Genomic DNA, 23,547 nt, shown 5'->3' with positions numbered 1-23,547 from the left:
GCAGTCTAAATCTGCTTAATTCCGATGTAATTGAATACAATGATAAAAGCCCCCAATATTATTTTAGTAGGCCCGATGGGCGCAGGAAAAACGACAATAGGCCGTTTGATTTCTCAATCAATGGATAAAGACTTCTATGATCTAGATAAAGTCATAGAAGATAATGCTGGTGCAGATATTCCTTGGATTTTTGAGAGGGAAGGCGAGGACGGTTTCCGTAAACGTGAAACCCAAGCCTTGGCGTCTGTTGCACAGTCAGATAAAGGTGATTCTGTCTTGGCGACTGGTGGCGGCATTGTGATGCGTGAAGAAAACCGAGACATTCTTCGTGAAAATGCTCTGGTTGTATACCTGTATGCTTCTGTCGCACAGCAGTTATATCGGACATCTAAAAGTAATCACCGTCCGTTATTGCAAACCGGTGACCCCAAAGCAACACTCAAAAAACTGTTTGAAGTTCGTGATCCTTTATACAGGGAAGTGGCGACCCTGGTGATTGAAACGGATTCTCGTCACCCCAGATCTGTTGCTAACAAGGTGTTAGACGCTATTAAGCGCCATTTAAAAGAGGAGACAACTACATCCTAATGCGTACATTAACCGTTGATCTGAACGAGCGCAGCTACCCCATTTATATTGGTCGTGGCATACGTCAGCAAAAAGCCCTTTTTGATGAAGCGATCCATGGCAAACAGGTCATGATAGTGACCAATGACACGATTGCCCCACTTTATCTAGATGCGATGGTTGACATGTTGTCAGCTGACTACAAGGTTGATACTTGTATATTGCCAGATGGAGAAGAGTTTAAAACACTCGATACTTACGGCATGATAATGACATCACTGTTGGAAGCCAAACACAATCGAACCACGACAGTGATTGCTTTAGGTGGTGGTGTTGTTGGTGATATGGCAGGTTTTGCCGCAGCGACGTATCAGCGTGGCGTGCCTTTTATTCAAGTGCCAACTACCTTGTTGTCTCAAGTGGATTCTTCTGTTGGTGGTAAGACAGGCGTTAACCATCCTCTTGGTAAAAACATGATTGGGGCATTTTATCAGCCTCAAGCGGTGATTATTGATACCGATAGTTTGTTAAGTTTGCCTCAACGAGAGTTGTCGGCAGGTATGGCTGAAGTGATTAAGTACGGCCTGATTTGTGATGTGCCATTTTTTGATTGGCTAGAACAAGAAATGCCGGCTTTGATGTCATTAGATAATGACAAAATTAGCGAAGCTATTTATCGCTCTTGCTTGGCTAAGGCCAATGTCGTTGCGCAAGATGAAAGAGAGGGCGGCGTTCGTGCTATTCTCAATTTAGGCCATACCTTCGGTCACGCTATTGAAACCCAAATGGGCTATGGCAACTGGTTGCATGGCGAAGCTGTCGCAGCAGGAAGTGTGTTGGCAATGGATCTTTCATGGCGCATGGGCAATATCACTGATGAGGATTTTAGACGCACGGTTGATCTCTTTAAAGCCGCTAAACTGCCTATCTTGCCGCCAGCAAACATGACCCTGGCCAATTTTGTTGAACGTATGGCATTGGATAAAAAAGTGTTGGATGGCAGTTTGCGTTTGGTGCTACTTGGCGCTTTAGGCGAAGCCATTGTAACATCAGATTTTCCAATGGAAGACTTCAATGCTTGTCTAACGGATGCGCTTGAAGCGAGTAAACAAGCTAACCTTGCCATTTCTTAATGGCGACTTATTGTTGAAGGACGATTATGGCAAAGCCAGACTTTCAGTTTGATTTAGAGGATGCGCTTAATCAGCCGCCAAAAGCCACGCTGAGGGATCCTTTTGGCTCGAAAGACGCATCGGTTTATTTTGCGTCTGAAGAAGGCAATCAGCAATTGGCTTTGCTAGAACATTTAAGTCGTTACAGCAATTTATTGTCTGTTGTGCAAGGACCACAAGGTAGCGGTAAAAGCCGCTTCCTTATGGAATTCGCGCGTCACCAAGACGAAACAACCATAGTTAGCCATGTTAAAGCCACAATGTTAATGACGGCAGGTCAGTTGCTACAGGCTATATACGCTGGATTCTCTGGTCATTTTACTCAGCCACCAAATGAAACCACGTTTGGGCCTTTGCTAAAGTTCTCTCATGATTTAGAGGAAAAAGGCCAAGCCGCATTGGTGTTGATTGATAATGCGCAAGAGTTAAATACAGATGCTGTCAGCATGCTATTAGATATGATGTCTTTAGCGACAGACAATCAAACTGTGCCACATGTGGTGCTGTTCAGTGAGTATTCACTTGCTAGGAATCTAGACTCTTATCAAAGCGCCCGTTATGAGCAATTAAGTCATTCTTTTACGCTCGCACCTTATTCACTTGAACAAACAAAAGCGTATTTATTACATCGTATTCGCGCGGTGAGCGGTGGTATTAACCTGCCTTTTAATGACAAGCAGGTGAAACAAATCCACCAAGAATCGGGCGGCTACCCTGGACGTATAAACCAGGCTGCACAGGCATTAATGGGGAATGGTAATAAGCCTTCGAAATCCGGCATGCGTTTCAATCTTGCTATGGGATTTCCGCTAGCACACATGGCGCTTTTGTCTGTGGTGATGTTGGGTATTCTGGTTGCCGTGTTATTTTCTGATAAGCCTGATAAATCAACCGCGACAGCAGACAGAGCCAGTAATGTTATTCCTTTGAGTCCAAGACAAGGCCAGTCATCGGCGGAAACCATTGCTAGAATTGATGCGATGCAGCGTAAAATTGGTCAAGAAGGGGATGTCGTTCTGCCACCCATTCCTACTGACTCATCGTTGCCTGCTATTAGTACTTCGCGATCATTGCCTGCCACAACGCCCGCAATGACAAATTCTACTATCTCTACGGCACCGATTCGCTCAGAAGCGCCCGAATTGGCAGCTGCGCCAATCGTCGAGGAAGCGCCAGAAGAGGTTGCCACGAGAACCGAACAAGCTAACCTGAAAGTAACGAAAGACCCTTTTGATAAGACGGAATGGTGGCTTTCTCAGAATCCTAATCGATACACGCTGCAGCTCTTAGGAACGCATAATAAAGGTACGGTGCAGGACTTTATTCGTGACCAAGGTGGCGTTGATGCATTTGGCTACTTTAAATCGAAACATAACGGCAAAGACTGGTTTGTCGTGGTTTATGGTATGTATCGTAATCGCAGTGAAGCCATCGCCGGTGCCGAAACGCTTCCAAAAGATATCCGCGATTTGAATCCTTGGGCTAGAAGTGCTCGAGGTATTCAGGACGATATTCGAAAAGCCCAGTGATTTGACTGTGGAATGAAGCAGAAAACGCCGCATAAATGGTTTTTTGTGACGCTTTTGTATAGCCATCACCTAAATTTAGTAAAAATCACTGTAATTCTCTGAAAAACATGAATGAACAGTGGAATTTTCTGTTTGCAAAAACTCCCGCCATAGATAATTCTCTAAGTCGCCGCTATTTGCCAGTAAAACCCCTCCAAAAACCGTCTAAATAACATAAAACAGGGCTACGTCAGTTTGAGTAGTGCTCTTCGTCAGGGTAGTATGATCATCCATTTCGGTGGTGTTTTGGGTAGATGATAGTCATTCTCGAAGCGAGATCATTCGCGTTTTCGCTTTTTAGCCCAGCCACCTGATAATCGAATTTATATCTAATCTTTATTTTTTTTTACGTTTCAACTGTGGGAGTTGGTGTATGAATGCAGGCCTTTATCGTCCTGGCGAGTTCAAAGACAACTGTGGCTTTGGCTTAATTGCGCATATGGAAGGCAATACCAGCCATGAGCTACTTAAGACAGCTATTGAGTCTTTGACATGTATGACACACCGTGGCGGTATCGCTGCAGATGGTAAAACAGGTGACGGCTGTGGTCTTCTGATCCAAAAGCCGGATCTATTTTTACGTGGTGAAGCGCACGCTTTATTTAATCACACCTTGTCCGACCTTTACGGTATCGGCATGGTGTTTCTTGATCAAGATGAAACACTAGCAAGCGAACAGCGTAATGTACTAACGCAAAAGCTAACAGATGAAGGTTTGAATGTCGTGGGTTGGCGTGAAGTGCCAATCGATGCGTCTTGCCTTGGTATGATTGCGATGGATTGCTTGCCTCGTATTGAGCAAGTGTTCGTTGATAGTAATCGTATGGACGCACGCACTTTTGCAACACGTTTGTTTGTGGCGCGTCGTCAAACTGAAATCGCGTTGGCGCAATACGAGAATTTCTACATCTGTTCTTTGTCAGATAAAGTTCTGGCGTATAAAGGTTTGATGATGCCAGTGGATTTGCCTTTCTTTTATAAAGATTTAGGCAACGAAAAAATGCAAACTGCGATTTGTGTTTTCCACCAACGTTTCTCTACTAATACCTTACCAAAATGGCCATTGGCTCAACCGTTCCGCATGTTGGCGCATAACGGCGAGATCAACACTATTGAAGGTAACCGTAACTGGGCATTGGCTCGTACTAGTAAATTGCGTACGCCTTTGATCCCTGAGCTACAAGACCTGCAGCCGTTAGTGAACTTAACGGGTTCCGACTCTTCTTCTATGGATAACATGTTGGAAGTTTTGGTAACGGGTGGTGTTGATATCTTCCGTGCTGCACGTTTGATTATTCCACCAGCGTGGCAAAACGTTGAAAACATGGATCCAGAGTTACGTGCTTTTTATCAGTACAACTCCATGCACATGGATCCTTGGGATGGCCCAGCTGGCTTGGTAATGACCGACGGCCGTCATGCTATTTGTATGCTTGACCGTAACGGCTTGCGCCCTGCGCGTTGGGTAATCACTAAGAACGGCTTTATTACGCTGGCTTCTGAAGTGGGTACTTATGGCTACAAGCCTGAAGATGTTGTATCGAAAGGTCGCGTTGGCCCTGGCCAAATGCTAGTAATTGATACGCAAAACGGCAAAGTACTTCATACGGATGACATTGATAATCGCCTTAAATCCATGCACCCATACAAAAAATGGTTGAAGCAGGAAGCGATTCGTATTGAATCATTGTTGGAAGAATCGTCTCTTGAATTCGAACCTTTCACTAAAGAAGAAATGCTGACCTATCAGAAAATGTTCCAAGTCTCTTTTGAAGAGCGCGAGCAAATTTTCCGACCATTGGCAGAAAGTGGCCATGAGGCAGTGGGCTCTATGGGTGATGACACGCCTATGGCGGTTATGTCTAGCCAAACTCGCCCAGTGACAGATTACTTCCGCCAGAAGTTTGCACAGGTAACCAACCCACCAATAGATCCGCTACGCGAATCGGTTGTGATGTCGTTGGAGACGTGCATTGGTGTAGAGCGTAACTTATTTGAAGAAACGCCAAAGCACGCAAACCGTATTATTTTGTCGTCACCAGTATTGTCACCGCGTAAATACAGCCGTTTATTGGCGTTAGATGATCACCGTTTCCGTTTGGTGCGTTTGAGCACGAACTACAACCCAGAAGACGTTTCCCTTGAGCAAGCGATTAAAGACTTGCAAGTAAAAGCGGAAGAAGTCGTGCGTAATGGCGCAGTAATTGTTGTCTTGACTGACCGTGATATCGCCAAAGGCCATTTGCCAATTCCTTCGCCTATGGCGGTGGGTGCTGTGCATCATCATTTGTCTAAACAAGGTTTGCGTTGCGATTCAAACATCATTGCAGACACTGGCTTTGCGCGTGATCCACATCAGTTTGCTGTGTTGCTAGGCTTTGGTGCAACAGCGGTTTACCCATACCTTTCTTATCGTTTGATTAACGATATGGTTGATAAAGGCGAAGTCTTGGGTGATCCAATCGCTTGCCACGTGAAATACCGTAAAGGTATTAACAAAGGTTTGATGAAAATCATCTCTAAGATGGGTATTTCTACTATTGCCTCTTACCGTGGTGCGCAGTTATTTGAAGCGGTTGGTTTGGATACTAAGGTAGTTGACCTTTGCTTCAAAGGCGTACCAAGTCGTATCAAAGGCGCACGTTTTGAAGATTTCCAAAAGGATCAAGAATCCATCGCGAATAATGCTTGGAAATTACGCAAACCGATTCAACAGGGCGGTTACTTAAAATACGTCCATGAAGCGGAATATCATGCGTTTAACCCAGACGTTGTGCGCAATTTGCAAACCGCTGTGGGCAGTGGTCGTTTTGAAGACTTCACCAAATACACTGAGCTAGTAAACAACCGTCCAGCGTCTATGTTGCGCGACTTGTTTAGCTTGTCAGATAAGGCGAAACCGATTGCCTTGGATGAAGTAGAATCCATCGAAGAGATTCTGCCTCGTTTCGACTCTGCTGGTATGTCCTTGGGTGCCTTGTCACCAGAAGCACACGAAGCCCTAGCGCAAGCGATGAACGAATTAGGTTGTCGTTCTAACTCAGGTGAGGGTGGTGAAGATCCAGCTCGTCACGGTACAGAGCGCCGCTCTAAGATCAAACAAATTGCATCAGGTCGTTTTGGTGTAACGCCTGAGTACTTGGTGAATGCTGAAGTATTGCAGATCAAAGTTGCTCAAGGTGCGAAACCAGGTGAAGGTGGTCAGTTGCCAGGCGGTAAAGTAAACGGCTTGATCGCTCGTCTACGTTACGCGGTTCCAGGTGTTACCTTGATTTCACCACCTCCGCATCATGATATTTATTCTATCGAGGATTTGGCTCAGCTCATTTTCGATTTGAAACAAGTAAACCCAGATGCTTTGGTATCGGTGAAACTGGTTTCTGAACCGGGGGTTGGTACGATTGCGGCGGGTGTTGCAAAAGCCTACGCGGATTTGATTACCATCTCGGGTTACGACGGTGGTACTGCGGCATCGCCAATTACTTCTATTCGTCATGCTGGTTCTCCTTGGGAGTTAGGTTTGGCGGAAGCACAACAAGCCCTTCGTTCTAACGATCTACGTGGCAAAATTCGTCTACAAACAGATGGTGGTTTGAAAACGGGTCTGGATGTGGTGAAAGCGGCGATTCTAGGCGCTGAAAGCTTTGGTTTTGGTACCACACCAATGGTGGCTATGGGTTGTAAGTTCTTACGTATTTGTCACTTGAACAACTGTGCGACTGGGGTTGCGACTCAGGATCAAATGCTGCGTGATGAGCACTTCATTGGCACAGTGGAAATGATCAAAAACTTCTTCCGCTTTATGGCAGAAGATACGCGTCAATGGTTGGCTAAACTCGGCGTAGCTCGTCTGCAGGACTTGATCGGTCGTACGGATCTATTGGCTATTTTGCCTGGTGAAACGGACAAACAGCGTAGCTTAGATCTATCACCAATTTTGAAAAATGATCTGATTCCAGCCGATAAAGCACAATACTGTGAGTCACCATTCAACCCGCCACACGACAAAGGCTTATTGGCTTTGAAAATGTGGGACACAGTTAAAGATGCGGTTGAAGAAAAAGAAGGCGGTGAATTTGCCTTTGAAGTGACGAACTGTGACCGTTCTATTGGTGCGCGTTTGTCTGGTGAAATTGCTAAGCGTTACGGTAACCAAGGCATGATTGATGCACCACTAACACTTAAATTGACAGGCACAGCGGGTCAATCCTTTGGTGTGTGGAACGCTGGTGGTTTGCATATGTACCTAGAAGGTGATGCTAACGACTACGTTGGTAAAGGTATGACTGGCGGTAAGTTGGTTATTCGTTCACCAAAAGGCTCGATGTTCAAGTCACAAGACTCTGCCATTATCGGTAACACCTGTTTGTATGGCGCGACGGGCGGTAAATTGTTTGCCGCAGGTACGGCTGGTGAGCGTTTTGCAGTTCGTAACTCTGGTACGCACACCGTTATCGAAGGCGCAGGTGACCACTGCTGTGAATACATGACAGGCGGTATGGTGACTGTGCTTGGTAATACAGGTTACAACTTTGGTGCGGGTATGACTGGCGGTTTCGCTTACGTACTCGATTTAGACCGTACCTTCGTGGATAAGTACAACCACGAATTGGTGGAAATTCACCGCATCGGTACGGAATTAACGGAAGAGTATCGTTCACACCTTCGCTCTGTGATCGAAGAATACGTCCGAGAAACTGACAGCGAATGGGGCCAAGAGATCTTAGAAAACTTCTACGACTACATTGGCAAGTTCTGGCTAGTGAAACCAAAAGCAGCAAGCTTAGGCGCGCTATTGGCTAACACTCGTCAACGTCCGGAATAAAACACGCTGTTATGGGGCTTGGTTTGATTGAGTTTAGATCAAGCCCTGTGAACGAATCAGTCTGACCCATTTGAGAGAAGCGCCGCTTGTTTACAGGCGGCCGAGGAGATAGCAGCTTATGTCTGAGCGCTTGAATAACGCATTTCAATTCGTCGAAGTGGATCGAAAGGATCCTAAGAAAAAGCCTTTAATTACACGTAAAGGGCAGTTCGTCGAAATTTATAAACCCTTTGAAGAAGCCGGTGCGAAAGATCAAGCACACCGCTGTCTAGAATGTGGCAACCCTTATTGTGAGTGGAAATGCCCAGTACATAACTACATTCCAAACTGGCTTAAGCTAGTGAGCGAAGGTAGCATTTTGGAAGCGGCTGAGTTGAGCCACCAAACCAACTCTTTACCAGAAGTGTGTGGCCGTGTTTGCCCACAAGATCGTCTTTGTGAAGGTGCTTGTACCCTTGGTGAAGGTGGTTTCGGTGCGGTAACCATTGGTTCTGTTGAGAAATACATTACAGACACAGCGTTTGCTTTAGGCTGGCGCCCAGATATGTCTAACGTCGTACCGGTAAACAAAACCGTTGCTATCGTTGGTGCAGGCCCTGCTGGTCTAGCTTGTGCAGACATCCTAGTGCGCAATGGCATCAAGCCTGTGGTATTTGATAAGTACCCAGAAATCGGCGGCTTGCTAACCTTTGGTATTCCAGAATTCAAACTGGAAAAAAGCGTCATGACACGTCGTCGTGAAATTTTTGAAGAAATGGGCGTGGAGTTTGTTCTTGGTACTTCGGTTGGTGACGATGTGCCATTTGAACATGTATTGGAAGAGTACGATGCCGTGTTTTTAGGCATGGGTACTTACAAATACATGAAAGGCGGCTTCCCTGGTGAAGACCTTCCAGGCGTTCACGATGCCTTGGATTACCTGATTTCTAACGTCAACCATTGCCTAGACTTCGAAGAAGACGAAGCTGACTACGTGAACTTAAAAGGCAAACAAGTGGTTGTCTTGGGCGGTGGTGATACTGCGATGGACTGTAACCGTACCGCAATTCGCCAAGGTGCGAAAAGCGTGACGTGTGCCTACCGTCGAGACCAAGAAAACATGCCAGGCTCTCGTAAAGAAGTGCAGAATGCCAAAGAAGAGGGCGTACAGTTCCTTTTCAACCGTCAACCAGTTGAAATCATTGGTGATGGCAAAGTAGAAGGCATCAAGGTGGTCGAAACGCAAATGGGCGAGCCAGACGAAAACGGTCGCCGTACAGCGGAGATTGTTGAAGGCAGTGAGCAAATCATTCCTGCTGATACGGTATTGATCGCCTTTGGTTTCCAAGCAAGCCCTGCGCCCTGGTTCGAGAAATTTGGTATTGAAACAGACGCTCGTGGACGTGTTATTGCGCCTAAGAAAGGCAAGTACATGTTCCAGACAACCAACGAGAAGATCTTCGCTGGTGGCGACATGGTGCGTGGTTCTGATCTTGTGGTAACGGCCATTGATGAAGGTCGTAAGGCGGCGGAAGGGATTATGGATTTCCTAGACGTGTAAACGCGACCTTGTCGAGTTGTGAGTCAAAGCGCCAATCAGAGCAATCTGATTGGCGCTTTTGTTTTGGTGATTTGGAATGGAAAACGATCTAAATCCCAGTCCGTGCCGTATCAACCTTATCCATTCACAACAACAGGCTAATTATGTTTTCTTTTCTTAAGTCCGACCCGATTAAAAAACTCGACAAAGAATATGGCGAGTTATTAGAAAAAGCCATGCAAGCCCAACGCAGCGGCGACATCCGACTTTATTCAGAACTGACAGAGAAGGCAGAGTCTTTGAAAGCCAAGATAGACGAAGCTAAGTCTGCATAGGTCGAGTGATAAAAAACGCGGAACCAGAATGGTGCCGCGTTTTTAGTTTGATTAGATGGCCTTATTAAACCATTAAGACGGTGTGGCGTTGTCCATAGGGCGAATCAGCGCCAAGCTTTCTTCTGCGAAACCTGTACCCGCTTCGGTGTAGAAGTTGAAGACGTTGTCTATGCCGCTGTTGATGAGGATTTCTCTTTCATCTTGGTAACGGGCAATCGCGGCGATTTGTCCTGTGTAATTGGCTTTACGCAGTTGTATGGCGACATTGGTGGTGTCTTCTGCGGCAGGCAGAGCCAGCAAGACCAAATCAATTCGGGAGGTGTCTAAACGCTCCCATAAGTCAGCGTCTTCACCGTCACCGTAGAAGACGTTTTCTTGGTCGGCTTGCATTTGGTTTATACGATTACGATCGGCATCCATACCGGCAACAGTATCGCCCACAAACCCTTTCAACGACTCGAATGCACCGCGTCCAACTCGACCTAAACCTACCACCAGAATGTCGCTATTAACCGGCTGTACGAAGCGGTCTTCAGGTAAACAGTCTGTGCTTTCAAAACGACGAATGAAATCTTTGTTTTTGCGGTACATACGGTGAACGTTACGGTAAAGCACGCTGGTGATGACGAAAGAGAAAGACACGGCTAGAGCCAAAACAACCAGCCATTCTTTTTCTAACCAGCCGTTTGCCACACTTAGAGCAACAACAATAAGACCAAATTCGCTGTAGTTAGACAGAATCATCGACGACAGGAAGGACGTTCGGCCGCGTAGTTTCATCTTGGTTAGCAACAAGAAGAAGAGTGCGAATTTGGCCAAAATAACTAAGGTAATGATCAGGCTTATGCCGACCATGCTTAGTGTAGGTAATGCCGTAAAGCCAATGGATAAGAAAAAACCGATCAAAAATAAGTCTTTAAAATTCATCAGTGATTTGTTCATTTCTGCGGCTTTTGGGTGTGACGCTAATAAGATGCCGAAGATCAGCGCCCCTAAATCGCCTTTCACGCCAACCAAATAAAACAGTTCATAGCCACCTAGGGCAAGAAAGAGTCCTGTTAGAGGTAGCATCTCCCCGTGACCCGCCTTATCGACAATCTTATTGATGACTGGGCGGACGAGTAACAGTCCAAACAGAGCCAATGCCCAGATGGATGGTATTTTGCCTGTGGCTGCGACAAGGAAAATAACCGCCACTATGTCCTGCATAACCAAAATGCCAAGGGATAATTGTCCGTGACGAGTTTTTAGCTCGCTACTTTCTTCCAGCAGTTTCATCACACAAACGGTGCTGGAAAAACTAAGAGCAAAACCAAGCAAGGCAGCGGTTTTAAAATCTAATAGACCGAAATACGGTAAGCTCAATGTGCCAAGTAGTAAGGCAATACCAGCAAATATTATGGTGCTTATGCCCATATGACTTAGTGTTGATGCCCAGACTTCGCGCTTTAGGAGGTCCTTAACATGCAGCTTCAAGCCGATGCTAAACAACATGAGTGTAATGCCTATATTGGCAAGAGAATCCAGAGTATTACTTGGCTCTAACCCTGCGTAATTAAGGAGAAACCCTGCCAACAAAAAACCAATTAGTGGTGGTAAGTTGATTAACTTGACGGCCAGTCCACAGGCAAATGCGAATAAGATCCAAATGAATTCCATAGATTCCTTCTGATATTCAGAGTGGTAAAGGGAAGTTTTATCATACGGAATTTGACCAAGCCGCGCAGCACGTAATATAGAAAAATACCCGTTCCCGCCGAATTAATTAACATATCAAAAATGATATAAAGACAAACATTTATTCTATTTGATTGGTATGTTCATTTTGCCTACTCTGAATGATAGGTTTTTCAAGACCTGATTGGCTCGAAAAAATAATCATAAAAAATATACGGTCACTGAAGCGTGTTCCTTATGGTGCTTGCCTTGACTGTAACAGGAGAAGCTAATGAACTATCTAAAAAATGCCATTGCTGGTTTAGTACTGGGTGCCACTGCATTGAGTTCCGCTAGTGTCTTGGCTGCTGAGGGTTATGTTGGTATTGCGATGCCAACCAAGTCGTCCGCGCGTTGGATCACTGATGGTGATTCCATGGTGAAACTCTTCGAAGATGCGGGTTATAAAGTCGATCTGCAATACGCAGAAGATGAGATCCCGAACCAACTTTCTCAAATTGAAAATATGATCGTAAAAGGCGTTGATGTTCTTGTCATTGCTGCGATCGATGGTACGACTTTATCTAACGCATTGGAAAATGCTGATGCGGCTGGCATTAAGGTTATTTCTTACGACCGCCTGATCAAAAACAGTCCTTATGTTAGTTACTACGCGACATTCGATAACTTCAAAGTAGGCGTGTTGCAAGCCAAGTCTTTGGTGAGCGGCATGGAAAAACGTGGTAAGGGTCCTTACAACGTTGAATTGTTCGGTGGCTCTCCTGATGATAACAATGCTTATTTCTTCTACAACGGTGCCATGTCAGTGCTTCAGCCAATGATTGACTCCGGTAAAGTGAATATTGTGTCAGGCCAAATGGGCATGGACACAGTAGGTACATTGCGCTGGGACGGTGCGACTGCTCAAGCGCGTATGGATAATTTGCTATCAGCTCATTACACAACCAAACGTGTAGATGGCGTATTGTCACCCTATGACGGTATTTCTATTGGTATTTTGTCCTCTCTTAAAGGCGTAGGTTACGGTTCTGGCAATCTAAAAATGCCGATTGTGACAGGTCAAGACGCGGAAGTGCCTTCAGTCAAATCCATCATCGCAGGCGAGCAATACTCCACTGTTTTCAAAGACACTCGTGAATTAGCCAATGTGACTGTTGGTATGGTGCAAGCAGTATTGAATGATGCTAAGCCTCAAATTAATGATACCAAAACCTATGATAATGGTATCAAGGTCGTTCCTAGCTATTTGCTTGAGCCTGTAACAGTAGACAAATCCAACTGGCAAGATGTGCTATTGGGCAGTGGCTACTATACGAAGTCTCAGATCGAATAAGCGCACGATTACTGTGCTTATCAATACTCTATAAGAACTTTTTATTTGTCCTAACTCAACAATAATAAAGCAGCAAGTGCGCTATTGACCGTGAATCAATGCGGTAATGGCGCACCTGCTAATGGGATGTTTTATGGAAAATATTATTTTGGAAATGCGCAGCATTACCAAGACATTTCCTGGAGTAAAAGCCCTCGACTCGGTGAACCTGAAAGTTCGTGATGGCGAGATTCACGCTTTAGTGGGTGAAAATGGCGCAGGTAAATCAACTCTCATGAAAGTGTTGAGTGGGGTTTATCCACACGGAAGTTATGAAGGTGATATCCTTTTTAATGATGAAACCGTCGCGTTTTCCGGCATACCGGACAGCGAAGAAAAAGGCATCATCATTATTCACCAAGAGCTAGCATTAGTGCCGCTCTTATCCATCGCTGAAAATCTTTTTTTAGGTAATGAGAATGTCGAGGCTGGCGTTATAGACTGGCCAAAAACCTATTCTCGTACACTCGGTTTATTAGAAAAAGTCGGACTAAAAGAATCGCCTTCCACTTTGGTTGGTCAGTTAGGTGTGGGCAAACAACAGCTTGTTGAGATTGCCAAAGCCCTTGCCAAAGATGTGAAATTATTGATTTTGGATGAGCCAACAGCAGCGCTGCAAGAGAACGACAGTGCCAAGTTGCTTGACCTATTGCTGGAATTTAAAGCTCAGGGTATTTCCTCCATCCTGATTACCCACAAATTAAACGAAATCAGCCGTGTAGCAGACAGCATCACAGTAATCCGTGATGGTGCTTCAGTCTCCACGCTAGATTGTCGTGCGCAAAGCATCAGTGAAGAAGACATTATTCGCGATATGGTTGGCCGTGATATGGCACACCGTTACCCAGTAAGAAAGAACCCGACCAAAGAAGGTCACTTAGGCAAAACCTTAATGGAAGTTAGCAACTGGAATGTTTGGCATCCTGAAGCCGTCGATCGTCAAATAATCCATGACATCGCTTTCAATGTGCACGCTGGAGAAATTGTTGGCATTGCCGGGTTGATGGGGTCAGGTCGCACAGAATTAGCGATGAGCCTATTCGGACAAAGTTACGGCAAAAATATCCAAGGTGAAGTGCGTTTACGTGGCGAAATCGCCGATTTGTCCACGGTACCTAAAGCGATAAAAAGTGGTTTGGCGTACGTAACGGAAGACCGTAAAGAACTGGGCTTGATTCTTGAAGAAACCATTCAAACCAATACCACGTTAGCCAACTTAGATCGAGTGTCGTCGAGCGGTGTGATTGATGAAAACATCGAGCGCCAAGTGTCGGAAGACTATCGCAAAGCACTCAATATTCGTACCCCAAGCGTATTCCAGAAAGTGATGAACTTATCTGGGGGAATCAACAAAAAGTGGTGTTAAGTAAATGGCTGTACTCACAGCCTGACGTACTGATTCTAGACGAGCCAACTCGCGGTATTGACGTGGGTGCCAAGTTTGAGATTTACAGCATCATCAATGAACTTGCCGATGATGGCAAAGGTGTGGTGATGATTTCTTCAGAGATGCCGGAGTTGCTGGGCATGTGTGATCGTATTTACGTGATGAACGAAGGCCGCTTTGTTGGTGAGTTAGACAAAGCGAATGCGAGCCAAGAAAAAATCATGTCAATGATAGTGAAAGCGTAACGGAGCAATAATAATGACAACAAAAGAAACCTCTACAGTGGTCCAATCGGCACCTTCTGTTACCAGCTACTTGAAATCACATATGCGTGATTACGGTATGTTGATCGCACTGGTTGTGATCATGGGCATGTTTCAGTTTTTGACTGATGGCACTCTGATGCGTCCGGTTAACTTAACCAATTTATTCTTACAAAACAGCTACATAATCATCATGGCCATTGGCATGTTGCTGGTTATCGTTGCGGGTCATATCGATTTATCGGTTGGCTCGGTAGCAGGTTTCATTGGCGCATTGGCGGCCGTGATGTCTGTTAACTATGATTTGCCAACCATTCTTGTTGTGCCTGTGTGTTTGGTAGTTGGCTTGATCATTGGTGGCTTGCAAGGCTATTGGATTGCCTATTGGAAAATCCCCGCCTTCATCGTGACCCTGGCGGGCATGTTGGTGTTCCGTGGTTTGACGTTGGCGTTACTTGAAGGCCAGTCTGTTGGGCCATTTCCGAAAAGCTTTCAGCTATTAAGTACGGGATTTATCCCTGATGTTTTTGGTGTGGGGCGTCCTAATGTCACCGCGCTGGTTTTAGGCGTGTTGGCTGCGAGTGCCATTGTGTTTTTGGCAGCACGTAGCCGATCTAGAGCATTGAAATACGGTATTCAAGATGAGCCTTTCTCTTTCTTTATCGTAAAAAATGCTTTGGTTGCCATCGCTATCATTTATTTATCTTACCTATTAAGTACTTACCGTGGTTTGCCAAACGTTCTAATGACAATGGCTGTATTGATCGCGGTTTATACCTTCTTAACCAACAGCACCACAATTGGCCGTCGTATCTATGCTTTGGGTGGCAATGTCAAAGCCGCCAAGCTTTCGGGTATTAATACAGAGCGTTTAACGTTTTTGACGTTTGCCAACATGGGCATGTTAGCCGCACTGGCTGGTTTGATTTTTGCGGCTCGTTTGAATACAGCGACACCAAAAGCCGGTTTCGCCATGGAGCTAGATGTTATCGCCGCTGTCTTTATCGGTGGTGCTTCCATGACGGGTGGTGTGGGTAAAGTCATCGGTGCGGTGATTGGTGCCTTTATCATGGGCGTAATGAATAACGGGATGTCGATATTGGGTATAGGGATTGATTGGCAGCAGGTGATTAAGGGCTTGGTATTGCTCGCTGCGGTTATCTTCGACGTCTACAACAAACAAAAAGCGCGCTAAGAACGCGGGTTAAAGGAGTAATTTATGTTGTTTTTATCTCAAATTAAACAAGGTGGTGTGGTGTGTCGCGAAGGCAATGAAGCACACCTTGTACTTCATGCATCGAGTGTTTATGAACTCGCAAAAGAAGCCGTTAAAAGTGGCGTGCCGCTGAAGTCTATTATCGAAAAACATGGTTTAGGCGAATCTGTGGATTTGTCTGAGTTGGCGAAAAATAACCAGCTAGATTGCCCTGTGCGCCATCCAGATCCAGCACACATGTACTTGACTGGAACAGGATTGACGCATTTAGGTTCTGCTTCGACACGTAATGCTATGCATGCGAAAAGCGAAGAATTAACCGATTCTATGAAGATCTTCCAAATGGGTGTTGAAGGCGGTAAGCCGAAAGACGGTGAAGAAGGCGTTCAGCCAGAATGGTTTTACAAAGGCAATGGTGCTGGCGTGGTTGCACCGGGTGATGCTCTGCCTTCACCATCTTTTGCATTAGATGGCGGTGAAGAGCCAGAAATCGCGGGCTTCTACCTAGTGGGTGATGATGGCAAAGTGCATCGTCTAGGTTACACCTTGGCGAATGAATTCTCAGATCACGTAACAGAGCGCCAGAACTATTTGTACTTGGCTCATTCAAAATTGCGTCCAGCGTCATTTGGTCCTGAATTGCTAGTGGGCGAATTGCCAATGCACATTGACGGCCATTCACGTATCGAGCGTGGTGAGAAAACCCTATGGGAAAAAGGCTTTTTATCCGGTGAAGACAATATGTCACACACCTTTAAAAACTTAGAGCACCATCATTTCAAATACTCTATTTTCCGCCAGCCTGGGGATCTGCATGTGCATATGTTTGGCACAGCGACCTTATCGTTTGCGGATGGTGTTCAGGCTCAAGAAGGCGATGTGTTTGAAATCTCATCACCAACTTTTGGTTTGCCATTACGCAATGCCTTGGCGAAAGAAGCAGAGTTATCGACCGAGGTAGATGTGCTATGAAAAAGCCAATGGCCGTTTATCCAGATTTAAAAGATCGTTCCGTCTTCATTTCCGGCGGCGCGACAGGTATTGGTGCCGCGATTGTTGAAGCGTATGCCAAGCAAGGCGCAAAAACGGCCTTCGTAGATTTGGATGAAAAAGCGGGCTCTGCGCTTGCTAAACGTCTGAATAAAGAAGGTTATGAAGTGCGTTTTGAGGTCTGTGACATCACAGATATCCAAGACTATCAACGTAAAATCCGCGCGGCCGCAGAAGCGTTTGGCCCGATTTCAGTGTTGATGAATAACGCAGCCAACGATGTGCGCCATTCTTTGGAGTCACTGACGGAAGAGCGTTTTGATGAATTAGTGGGTGTGAACATCAAGCATGCCATGTTCGCAGCGCAAGCTGTTGCGCCGATGATGCGCAAACTGGGCGGTGGTTCGATTATCAATTTTGGTTCTGTGGGTTGGATGATGCCGACAGCGGGTTACCCAACTTATGGGACAAGCAAAGCCGCTACGCATGGCTTAACGCGCTCTCTTGCCCGTGACTTAGGTGGCGCTGGCATTCGAGTAAATACCCTAGTTCCTGGTTGGGTGATGACAGAAAAACAGCTGCGCATGTGGGTTGATGATGCGGCAGAAGAAAAGATTAAACAAAGCCAATGCCTAGCTGGCAAGGTGCTTCCTGAGCACATCGCCAATATGGCGTTGTTTTTAGGGTCTGATGCGGCAGCCATGTGCTCGGCGCAAAACTTTATTGTTGATGGAGGTTGGGTATGAGTGATTCTAAGCAAAATAAGTTCGTACCAAAAGCATGGCCCCGCAAATTACGTTCAACGGAATGGTTTGGCGGTACTTCACGTGATCACATTTATCACCGCAGCTGGATGAAAAACCAAGGCTTACCAGCGGATTTATTTGATGGTCGCCCAGTCATTGGTATTTGTAATACTTGGTCGCAACTTACCCCTTGTAACGCCCATCTTCGCGACCTTGCTGATCGAGTAAAACACGGTATTTATGAAGCGGGAGGCTTGCCACTGGAGTTTCCTGTGTTCTCTGTGGGTGAAAGTTCACTGCGTCCAACCGCTATGATGTATCGCAACATGGCGGCGATGGATGTGGAAGAAGCTTTGCGTGCTAATCCGCTTGATGGTGTTGTCTTATTGGCGGGTTGTGACAAAACGACCCCAGCGCTTCTTATGGGCGCATGCAGTGTCGATATTCCAGCGATTGTTGTGTCTGGTGGCCCGATGTTGAATGGCTACTTCAGAGGCGAGCGTGTAGGTTCTGGTACGGCGTTGTGGCAAATGTCGGAAGACATCAAAGCGGGCAAGATGACCCAAGAAGATTTCCTTGAAGCTGAGCAATCTATGTCTCGTTCTGCGGGTGGTTGTAACACCATGGGAACAGCCAGCACTATGGCATCGATGGCCGAAGCCTTGGGGATGGCGTTATCGGGTAACGCCGCCATTCCTGCGGTAGACAGCCGTCGTCGAGTCATGGCGCATCTTACTGGCCGTCGCATCGTCGATATGGTTAAAGACGATTTGAAACCGTCTGATATTTTGACTCGCCAAGCGTTCGAAAACGCGATTCGTGTCAACGGCGCGATAGGTGGCTCCACCAATGCGGTCATTCACTTGTTGGCCATTGCTGGTCGTGTTGGCGTAGATCTAAGCCTAGATGACTGGGATAAGTTAGGCCAAGAAATTGCCACTATTGTTAACCTAATGCCGTCCGGCAAATACTTGATGGAAGAGTTCTTCTACGCAGGCGGCTTGCCTGTAGTCATCAAGCATTTGGCAGAAGCAGGTAAGCTTCATAAAGACGCTCTTACCGTGTCTGGTGAATCTATTTGGGAAGAAGTGAAAGAGGTTCGCAACTGGAACCCTGACGTTATTTTGCCTGTTGAAAAAGCACTGACACAAAAAGGTGGCATCGTTGTATTGAAAGGCAACCTTGCACCACAAGGTGCGGTATTGAAACCGTCTGCTGCGTCAGCGCATTTGTTGCAGCACCGCGGCCGTGCTGTGGTGTTTGAAGACATTGACGATTACAAAGCCAAGATCAATGACGAGGCGTTGGATATCGATGAAAACTGCGTCATGGTGCTAAAAAACTGTGGGCCGAAAGGTTACCCAGGTATGGCAGAGGTTGGCAACATGGGCTTGCCGCCAAAAGTATTGCGCAAGGGCATTAAAGACATGGTGCGTATTTCAGATGCTCGTATGTCGGGAACGGCGTATGGCACTGTGGTTCTGCATACTACGCCAGAAGCCGCCGCTGGTGGGCCATTAGCCGTGATTCAAAATGGCGACATGATTGAATTAGACGTGGAAAACCGTCGCTTGCATGTAGATATTTCTGATGAAGAAATGGCAACACGTTTAGCGAACTGGAAAAGTCATTTGGAACCGCCAAAAAGTGGTTACATCAAATTATTCCATGACCACGTACAGGGTGCCGATACCGGTGCCGATTTTGATTTCCTAAAAGGATGTCGAGGCGCTGCGGTACCAAAAGATAGCCATTAATTAAAAAGCAGAGAGGAGTGAGTATGTTAACGGGACAGCATTTTATTGCCGGTAAATGGGTAAAGGGCGACGCAACATTTTCTTCAACGCCTGCTACAGGACCTTCTCATGAATTTGCCGTTGGTCGCGTATCTGATGTGGATGCCGCAGTAGAAGCCGCCGAAGCGGCGTTTGAAGAATTTGGTTATTCTTCTCGTGAAGAGCGTGCGGCTTTTTTGAATGCGATCGCTGATGAAATTGATGTGTTAGGCGATCAAATTACAGAAATTGGCGTGCAAGAGACAGGTTTGCCTGCGGCACGTTTGCAAGGTGAGCGTGGCCGAACCACAGGCCAGTTACGTTTATTCGCTGAGCGTATTTTGTCTGGTGAATACTTGGATCGTCGTTTTGATGAAGCCTTGCCTGATCGCGCACCGTTGCCACGTCCTGATATGTACATGGTACAACGTCCAATCGGGCCTGTGGCTGTGTTTGGGGCCTCTAACTTTCCATTGGCGTTTTCAACGGCAGGTGGTGATACGGCGGCGGCCTTGGCGGCGGGTTGCCCAGTAGTGGTCAAAGGGCATTCTGCTCACCCAGGAACAGGTGAACTTGTCGCGCAAGCGGTTGAAGCGGCGATGAAACGTTGCAAGATGCCAGCGGGCGTTTTCTCCTTGATCCAAGGCGGTAACCGTCAAGTTGGACAAGCGTTAGTACAGCATCCGTTAATCAAAGCGGTTGGTTTTACTGGCAGTTTGGCGGGTGGTCGTGCTTTGTTTGATTTGTGTGCGGCGCGTCCAGAGCCGATTCCTTTCTTTGGTGAGTTGGGTTCTGTAAACCCAATGTTTGTCATGCCAGAAGCGGTAAAAAATCGTGCTGAGGAATTAGGTAAAGGTTGGGCAGGTTCATTGACTATGGGCGCTGGTCAGTTTTGTACTAACCCAGGGATTGCGGTGATGTTAGACAATGCCGACTCAAAAGCCATGATAGCCGCAGCGAGTGCAGCACTCTCTGAAATCTCTGCGCAAACTATGCTGACGGATGGCATTGCTGATGCGTACCGTTCTGGTGTGGCGGCGATTGAGAAAACAGGCATTGAGTCGGTGGTTCGTAGCGCAGACACAACGGATCGAACGGCATTGCCAAACTTGTTCACGGTAACGGGTCAAACATGGTTAGATCATCCAACACTGCACCAAGAAGTCTTTGGTCCTCTTGGTTTGGTTGTGTTGGCGGACAGTGTTGAGCAAATGGTCGAATTAGCTCGTCATTTGGAAGGTCAGTTGACGTGTACCATTCATCTTGACGAAGGCGATCATGCCGCGTGTCAGAAACTGTTGCCTGTGTTGGAGCGTAAAGCAGGGCGATTGTTGGCGAATGGTTTCCCAACGGGTGTTGAAGTGAACGATACCATGGTGCATGGCGGGCCGTATCCGGCATCGACAAACTTCGGTGCAACCTCAGTCGGCACCTTGTCGATTCGTCGTTTCTTGCGTCCGGTTTGTTACCAAAATATTCCAAAAGCTTTACTACCAAAAGACTTGGTAGATTAATGCTTTGGCGTTAGATCTTATTAATCGACTTTGATAGGTCGGTTTGTATTGAAAGTAAGCCCAAGGCGGGTTGTTGAGCGAGTTCGGTTTTGAAAGCAGCCGACTCGCTTTTTTTTGCTTCTTGGTCAAGTAATAGCGAAGGGTTACGCGTTTGCAGGTTTTTGTTCCAACTCGGCAAGCACCAAACGCTTGAGTTGGTTGGCAAGAGGCGATAATTGGCGGCCACGCATTTGCAGTAAATAGTAAGGACTCATAACAATCTTTCGATCTAGTTTGAGCGTTTTTAAATCCGCTTTTACTTTATGGCCAACCAGCAAGTCGCTTACTTCCCTTGCCATAGGCGCAATGGCGTTGGATGAAACAAGAATCGCGATCAATGCCAATAATGACGTGCTGTTGGTGATACTTAGTGGCAATTCGGCGCGTTCTTCCATAAAGGCGGCTTCAACGGCCTCTCGTATCGGTGCGCGGTGAGATTGCATGACCCATTCAAAATGAACCAAGTCTTTTACTCTTACCACATCTAAGTGAGCCAATGGATGGTCTTTACGAACCAATAGGTTGACCGATTCTGTGCGCGCTGGGTAAATTTCAAATTCGTTGGCATCGTATTGTTTGGGAATACGGGCCAGCACGAAGTCATTGTGTCCTGCCACTAAATCGCGCACCAAAACATCACTGGTGTCGACGTTTATATCGATCTCAGCTTTTGGTGCGATCGCGCGCAATTGCTGAATAGCAGGAATAACAAAACCTACCGCCGCGCCAGTTACTGCGCCAATGGCAGTTGTTCCACCGCCGCCTTCTTTTAGCTCGTCCACTTCACGGGCAAGATCGCGCAGCTCAACTAAAAGGTTGTGCGCCCGACGGGCTACGGCTTGACCAACCAAAGTAGGTTCCATGCCTTTGGCATGACGAATAAATAAACGTGTGCCAATGGTTTGTTCAATTTCACTCAACATGCGTGACGCAGCGGGTTGTGTCATTGCCATTTCATCGGCAGCAATCCCCAGTTGACCATGCTCGGAAATAACCGAAATTAAACGCAATTGATTGAGCTTTAAATGCTTGGCCAGACCTATGTCCATATCGACCTCTATTATTGTTTTTAATAGAGACATCTTACTCTAAATAGAAGCTATTAGCGTCTAAAATTGACAAAAAAGCCCAAATAAATGGGCTTTTTAAGCGTTTTTGATTTCAGTAAATGAGGGCGAAAAGTTGTTCGCTGAAAGATTCGCTACTGTGTTTTGATGTGCGAATTGCAGTGTATCTTTGAGTGCTTTTATTAAGTGATTGGTAGATATCGTAAGAGGCGAGTAAACTATTGATCCACTTTATCAATGCTAAGGAAAAGGATGTCTCTGCTAAATTCACAATCGACTGCTGGAACTCAAGTAAAACGCTTGGCTGAAAAAGAGCTGGTGGCGCTGTTTGCTCTGATGATGTCGCTTACTGCGTTAAGTATGGACGCTATGTTGCCAGCGTTTCCGCATATTGCTGAGTCGTTGGCGATTGTGGATTATCAAAAAACTCAGTGGATTGTCTCGGCAATGATTCTGGGAATGGTATTTGGCGAGATCATTTTTGGCCCGTTGTCGGATGCGATTGGTCGCAAAAAAAGCATTTTAATTGGCATCAACATTTATATTGTCGGTTCGGTTATTGCGCTGTTAGCGTCATCCATCGAGGTGTTTTTACTGGGGCGTTTTATCCAAGGGTTTGGTGTGGCGGGGCCAAAAATTGCGTCTCGTGCCTTGATTCGAGACATGTATAAAGGCGCTGCCATGGCGCGAATTATGTCTTTTGTGATGATGGTGTTTATTCTTGTCCCCATGCTTGCGCCTTCCTTGGGGATGTTGGTGATTAAAGTGGCCGATTGGCGCTGGATTTTTGCCTTATTAATGATACAAGCAGCTGTTGCCGGTGGTTGGCTTTTGTTACGACAACCTGAAACATTGTCAAAAGAAAACCGTATCCCATTGAATAGAAAGCGTTTAATGGCTGATGTACGTTTTATTTTGAGCCGTCGTGATGTGATGGCGTTTACCATTTTGTTAGGTTGTATTTTTGGTGCCTTGATGCTGTATATAAGTACGGCGCAGTCTATCTTCCAAGATGTGTATGACACGGGGGATCGTTTTCCTTTGTTTTTTGGCGTGCTGGCGATAGGTTCTTCGATTATCAATTTTTCAAACGGTAAAATTGTTTTGCGAGTCGGTATGCTTCGCTGTGTTTTTGGGGCGTTAAGCGTTATGTGTACGACAGCGTTTATTCTTTTGCTCGTGGCGGTGTTTTTTGCTGGTGTCCCGCCTTTTGTTTTCTTCATGGCCTTGGGGATGATAATGTTTTCTTGCCTAGGTATGGTGTTCGGTAATGTGAATGCCATGGCGATGGAACCGTTAGGCGCTGTGGCTGGACTTGGAGCATCATTGATCTCGTCTTTATCAAGTTTTCTTGCCATTGTGTTAGCAACGGCAGCAGGTCAGTTCTATAACTTTACGGTTATTCCTTTGGCCAGCAGCTTTGCTATTTTTTCCATGATTGCTTTGGTGATGCTGAGATATGGGCATAAGTACAGTCAGCGTGATGCTGAAGAATAAGGTTTTTCTGCACATAGT

Annotated in this window: 17 protein-coding genes; 15 read left to right on the top strand and 2 right to left on the bottom strand. The window is 46.2% G+C overall.

Going from position 1 to position 23,547, the window contains the following annotated elements; genetic code table 11:
• The first annotated feature begins 39 nt into the window (after positions 1–39).
• From C1X04_RS16960 to C1X04_RS16935, 6 genes are all read left to right on the top strand, one after another.
• Positions 40–588 carry a shikimate kinase gene (locus tag C1X04_RS16960; RefSeq protein ID WP_110576850.1) on the top strand — a complete coding sequence of 183 codons (549 nt, stop codon included), beginning with the start codon at positions 40–42 and terminating at the stop codon, positions 586–588.
• Complete coding sequence (gene aroB / locus C1X04_RS16955; protein ID WP_137170556.1) at positions 588–1,700, top strand: 3-dehydroquinate synthase; 1,113 nt, start codon at positions 588–590, stop codon at positions 1,698–1,700. Before C1X04_RS16960 ends, aroB begins: the two co-directional genes overlap by 1 nt.
• Before the next feature lie 26 nt (positions 1,701–1,726).
• A complete protein-coding gene (locus C1X04_RS16950; protein ID WP_137170555.1) occupies positions 1,727–3,268 on the top strand; it encodes an SPOR domain-containing protein in 1,542 nt (513 codons plus the stop codon).
• A 412-nt stretch (positions 3,269–3,680) separates the two neighbouring features.
• Positions 3,681–8,132: a glutamate synthase large subunit gene (gltB, locus tag C1X04_RS16945; protein WP_110576847.1), complete on the top strand. Its 4,452-nt coding sequence runs from the start codon at positions 3,681–3,683 to the stop codon at positions 8,130–8,132.
• Between the two features lie 118 nt (positions 8,133–8,250).
• Positions 8,251–9,672, top strand: coding sequence for an FAD-dependent oxidoreductase (locus tag C1X04_RS16940; protein ID WP_137170554.1), 1,422 nt, complete (start codon positions 8,251–8,253; stop codon positions 9,670–9,672).
• A 143-nt stretch (positions 9,673–9,815) separates the two neighbouring features.
• The gene (locus tag C1X04_RS16935) at positions 9,816–9,986 is read left to right on the top strand and encodes a DUF6435 family protein (protein WP_110576845.1); all 171 of its coding nucleotides are present in this window, start codon (positions 9,816–9,818) and stop codon (positions 9,984–9,986) included.
• Between the two features lie 72 nt (positions 9,987–10,058).
• On the opposite strand, the gene C1X04_RS16930 is transcribed toward C1X04_RS16935, so the two are convergent.
• Positions 10,059–11,645 carry a cation:proton antiporter family protein gene (locus tag C1X04_RS16930; protein WP_110576844.1) on the bottom strand — a complete coding sequence of 529 codons (1,587 nt, stop codon included), beginning with the start codon at positions 11,643–11,645 and terminating at the stop codon, positions 10,059–10,061.
• 289 nt (positions 11,646–11,934) lie between these two features.
• Here C1X04_RS16930 and chvE point away from each other — a divergent pair, with 289 nt between their 5' ends.
• From chvE to C1X04_RS16895, 8 genes are all read left to right on the top strand, one after another.
• Complete coding sequence (gene chvE / locus C1X04_RS16925) at positions 11,935–12,996, top strand: multiple monosaccharide ABC transporter substrate-binding protein (protein WP_110576843.1); 1,062 nt, start codon at positions 11,935–11,937, stop codon at positions 12,994–12,996.
• 133 nt (positions 12,997–13,129) lie between these two features.
• Positions 13,130–14,401 (top strand): ATP-binding cassette domain-containing protein, encoded by a 1,272-nt coding sequence (locus C1X04_RS16920; protein ID WP_302628889.1) that lies wholly within the window; start codon positions 13,130–13,132, stop codon positions 14,399–14,401.
• Entirely contained in the window at positions 14,392–14,667 is a 276-nt protein-coding gene (locus C1X04_RS18815) for a hypothetical protein (RefSeq protein WP_302628887.1), read from the top strand. The genes C1X04_RS16920 and C1X04_RS18815 overlap by 10 nt, the downstream gene beginning before the upstream one ends.
• 13 nt (positions 14,668–14,680) lie before the next feature.
• Complete coding sequence (mmsB, locus tag C1X04_RS16915) at positions 14,681–15,880, top strand: multiple monosaccharide ABC transporter permease (protein ID WP_110576841.1); 1,200 nt, start codon at positions 14,681–14,683, stop codon at positions 15,878–15,880.
• A gap of 24 nt (positions 15,881–15,904) precedes the next feature.
• A complete protein-coding gene (araD1, locus tag C1X04_RS16910) occupies positions 15,905–16,873 on the top strand; it encodes an AraD1 family protein (RefSeq protein WP_110576840.1) in 969 nt (322 codons plus the stop codon).
• Positions 16,870–17,637, top strand: coding sequence for an SDR family NAD(P)-dependent oxidoreductase (locus tag C1X04_RS16905; protein ID WP_110576839.1), 768 nt, complete (start codon positions 16,870–16,872; stop codon positions 17,635–17,637). The genes araD1 and C1X04_RS16905 overlap by 4 nt, the downstream gene beginning before the upstream one ends.
• The gene (gene araD, locus C1X04_RS16900) at positions 17,634–19,394 is read left to right on the top strand and encodes an L-arabinonate dehydratase (protein WP_110576838.1); all 1,761 of its coding nucleotides are present in this window, start codon (positions 17,634–17,636) and stop codon (positions 19,392–19,394) included. Before C1X04_RS16905 ends, araD begins: the two co-directional genes overlap by 4 nt.
• A gap of 23 nt (positions 19,395–19,417) precedes the next feature.
• Entirely contained in the window at positions 19,418–20,926 is a 1,509-nt protein-coding gene (locus C1X04_RS16895; RefSeq protein WP_110576837.1) for an aldehyde dehydrogenase (NADP(+)), read from the top strand.
• Between the two features lie 143 nt (positions 20,927–21,069).
• Here C1X04_RS16895 and C1X04_RS16890 read toward each other — a convergent pair whose 3' ends face one another.
• Positions 21,070–22,014, bottom strand: a complete 945-nt coding sequence (locus C1X04_RS16890) for a LysR family transcriptional regulator (protein ID WP_137170553.1) — start codon at positions 22,012–22,014, stop codon at positions 21,070–21,072.
• Positions 22,015–22,284: 270 nt separating this feature from the next.
• On the opposite strand from C1X04_RS16890, the gene C1X04_RS16885 reads away from it, so the two are divergent.
• Complete coding sequence (locus tag C1X04_RS16885; protein WP_137170552.1) at positions 22,285–23,529, top strand: multidrug effflux MFS transporter; 1,245 nt, start codon at positions 22,285–22,287, stop codon at positions 23,527–23,529.
• Positions 23,530–23,547 lie beyond the last annotated feature (18 nt).

This window comes from Marinomonas sp. FW-1, assembly GCF_005222245.1.
In the GTDB taxonomy this organism is placed as follows: Bacteria; Pseudomonadota; Gammaproteobacteria; order Pseudomonadales; family Marinomonadaceae; genus Marinomonas; species Marinomonas alcarazii.
This window is presented reverse-complemented; position numbering and strand designations above follow the sequence as displayed.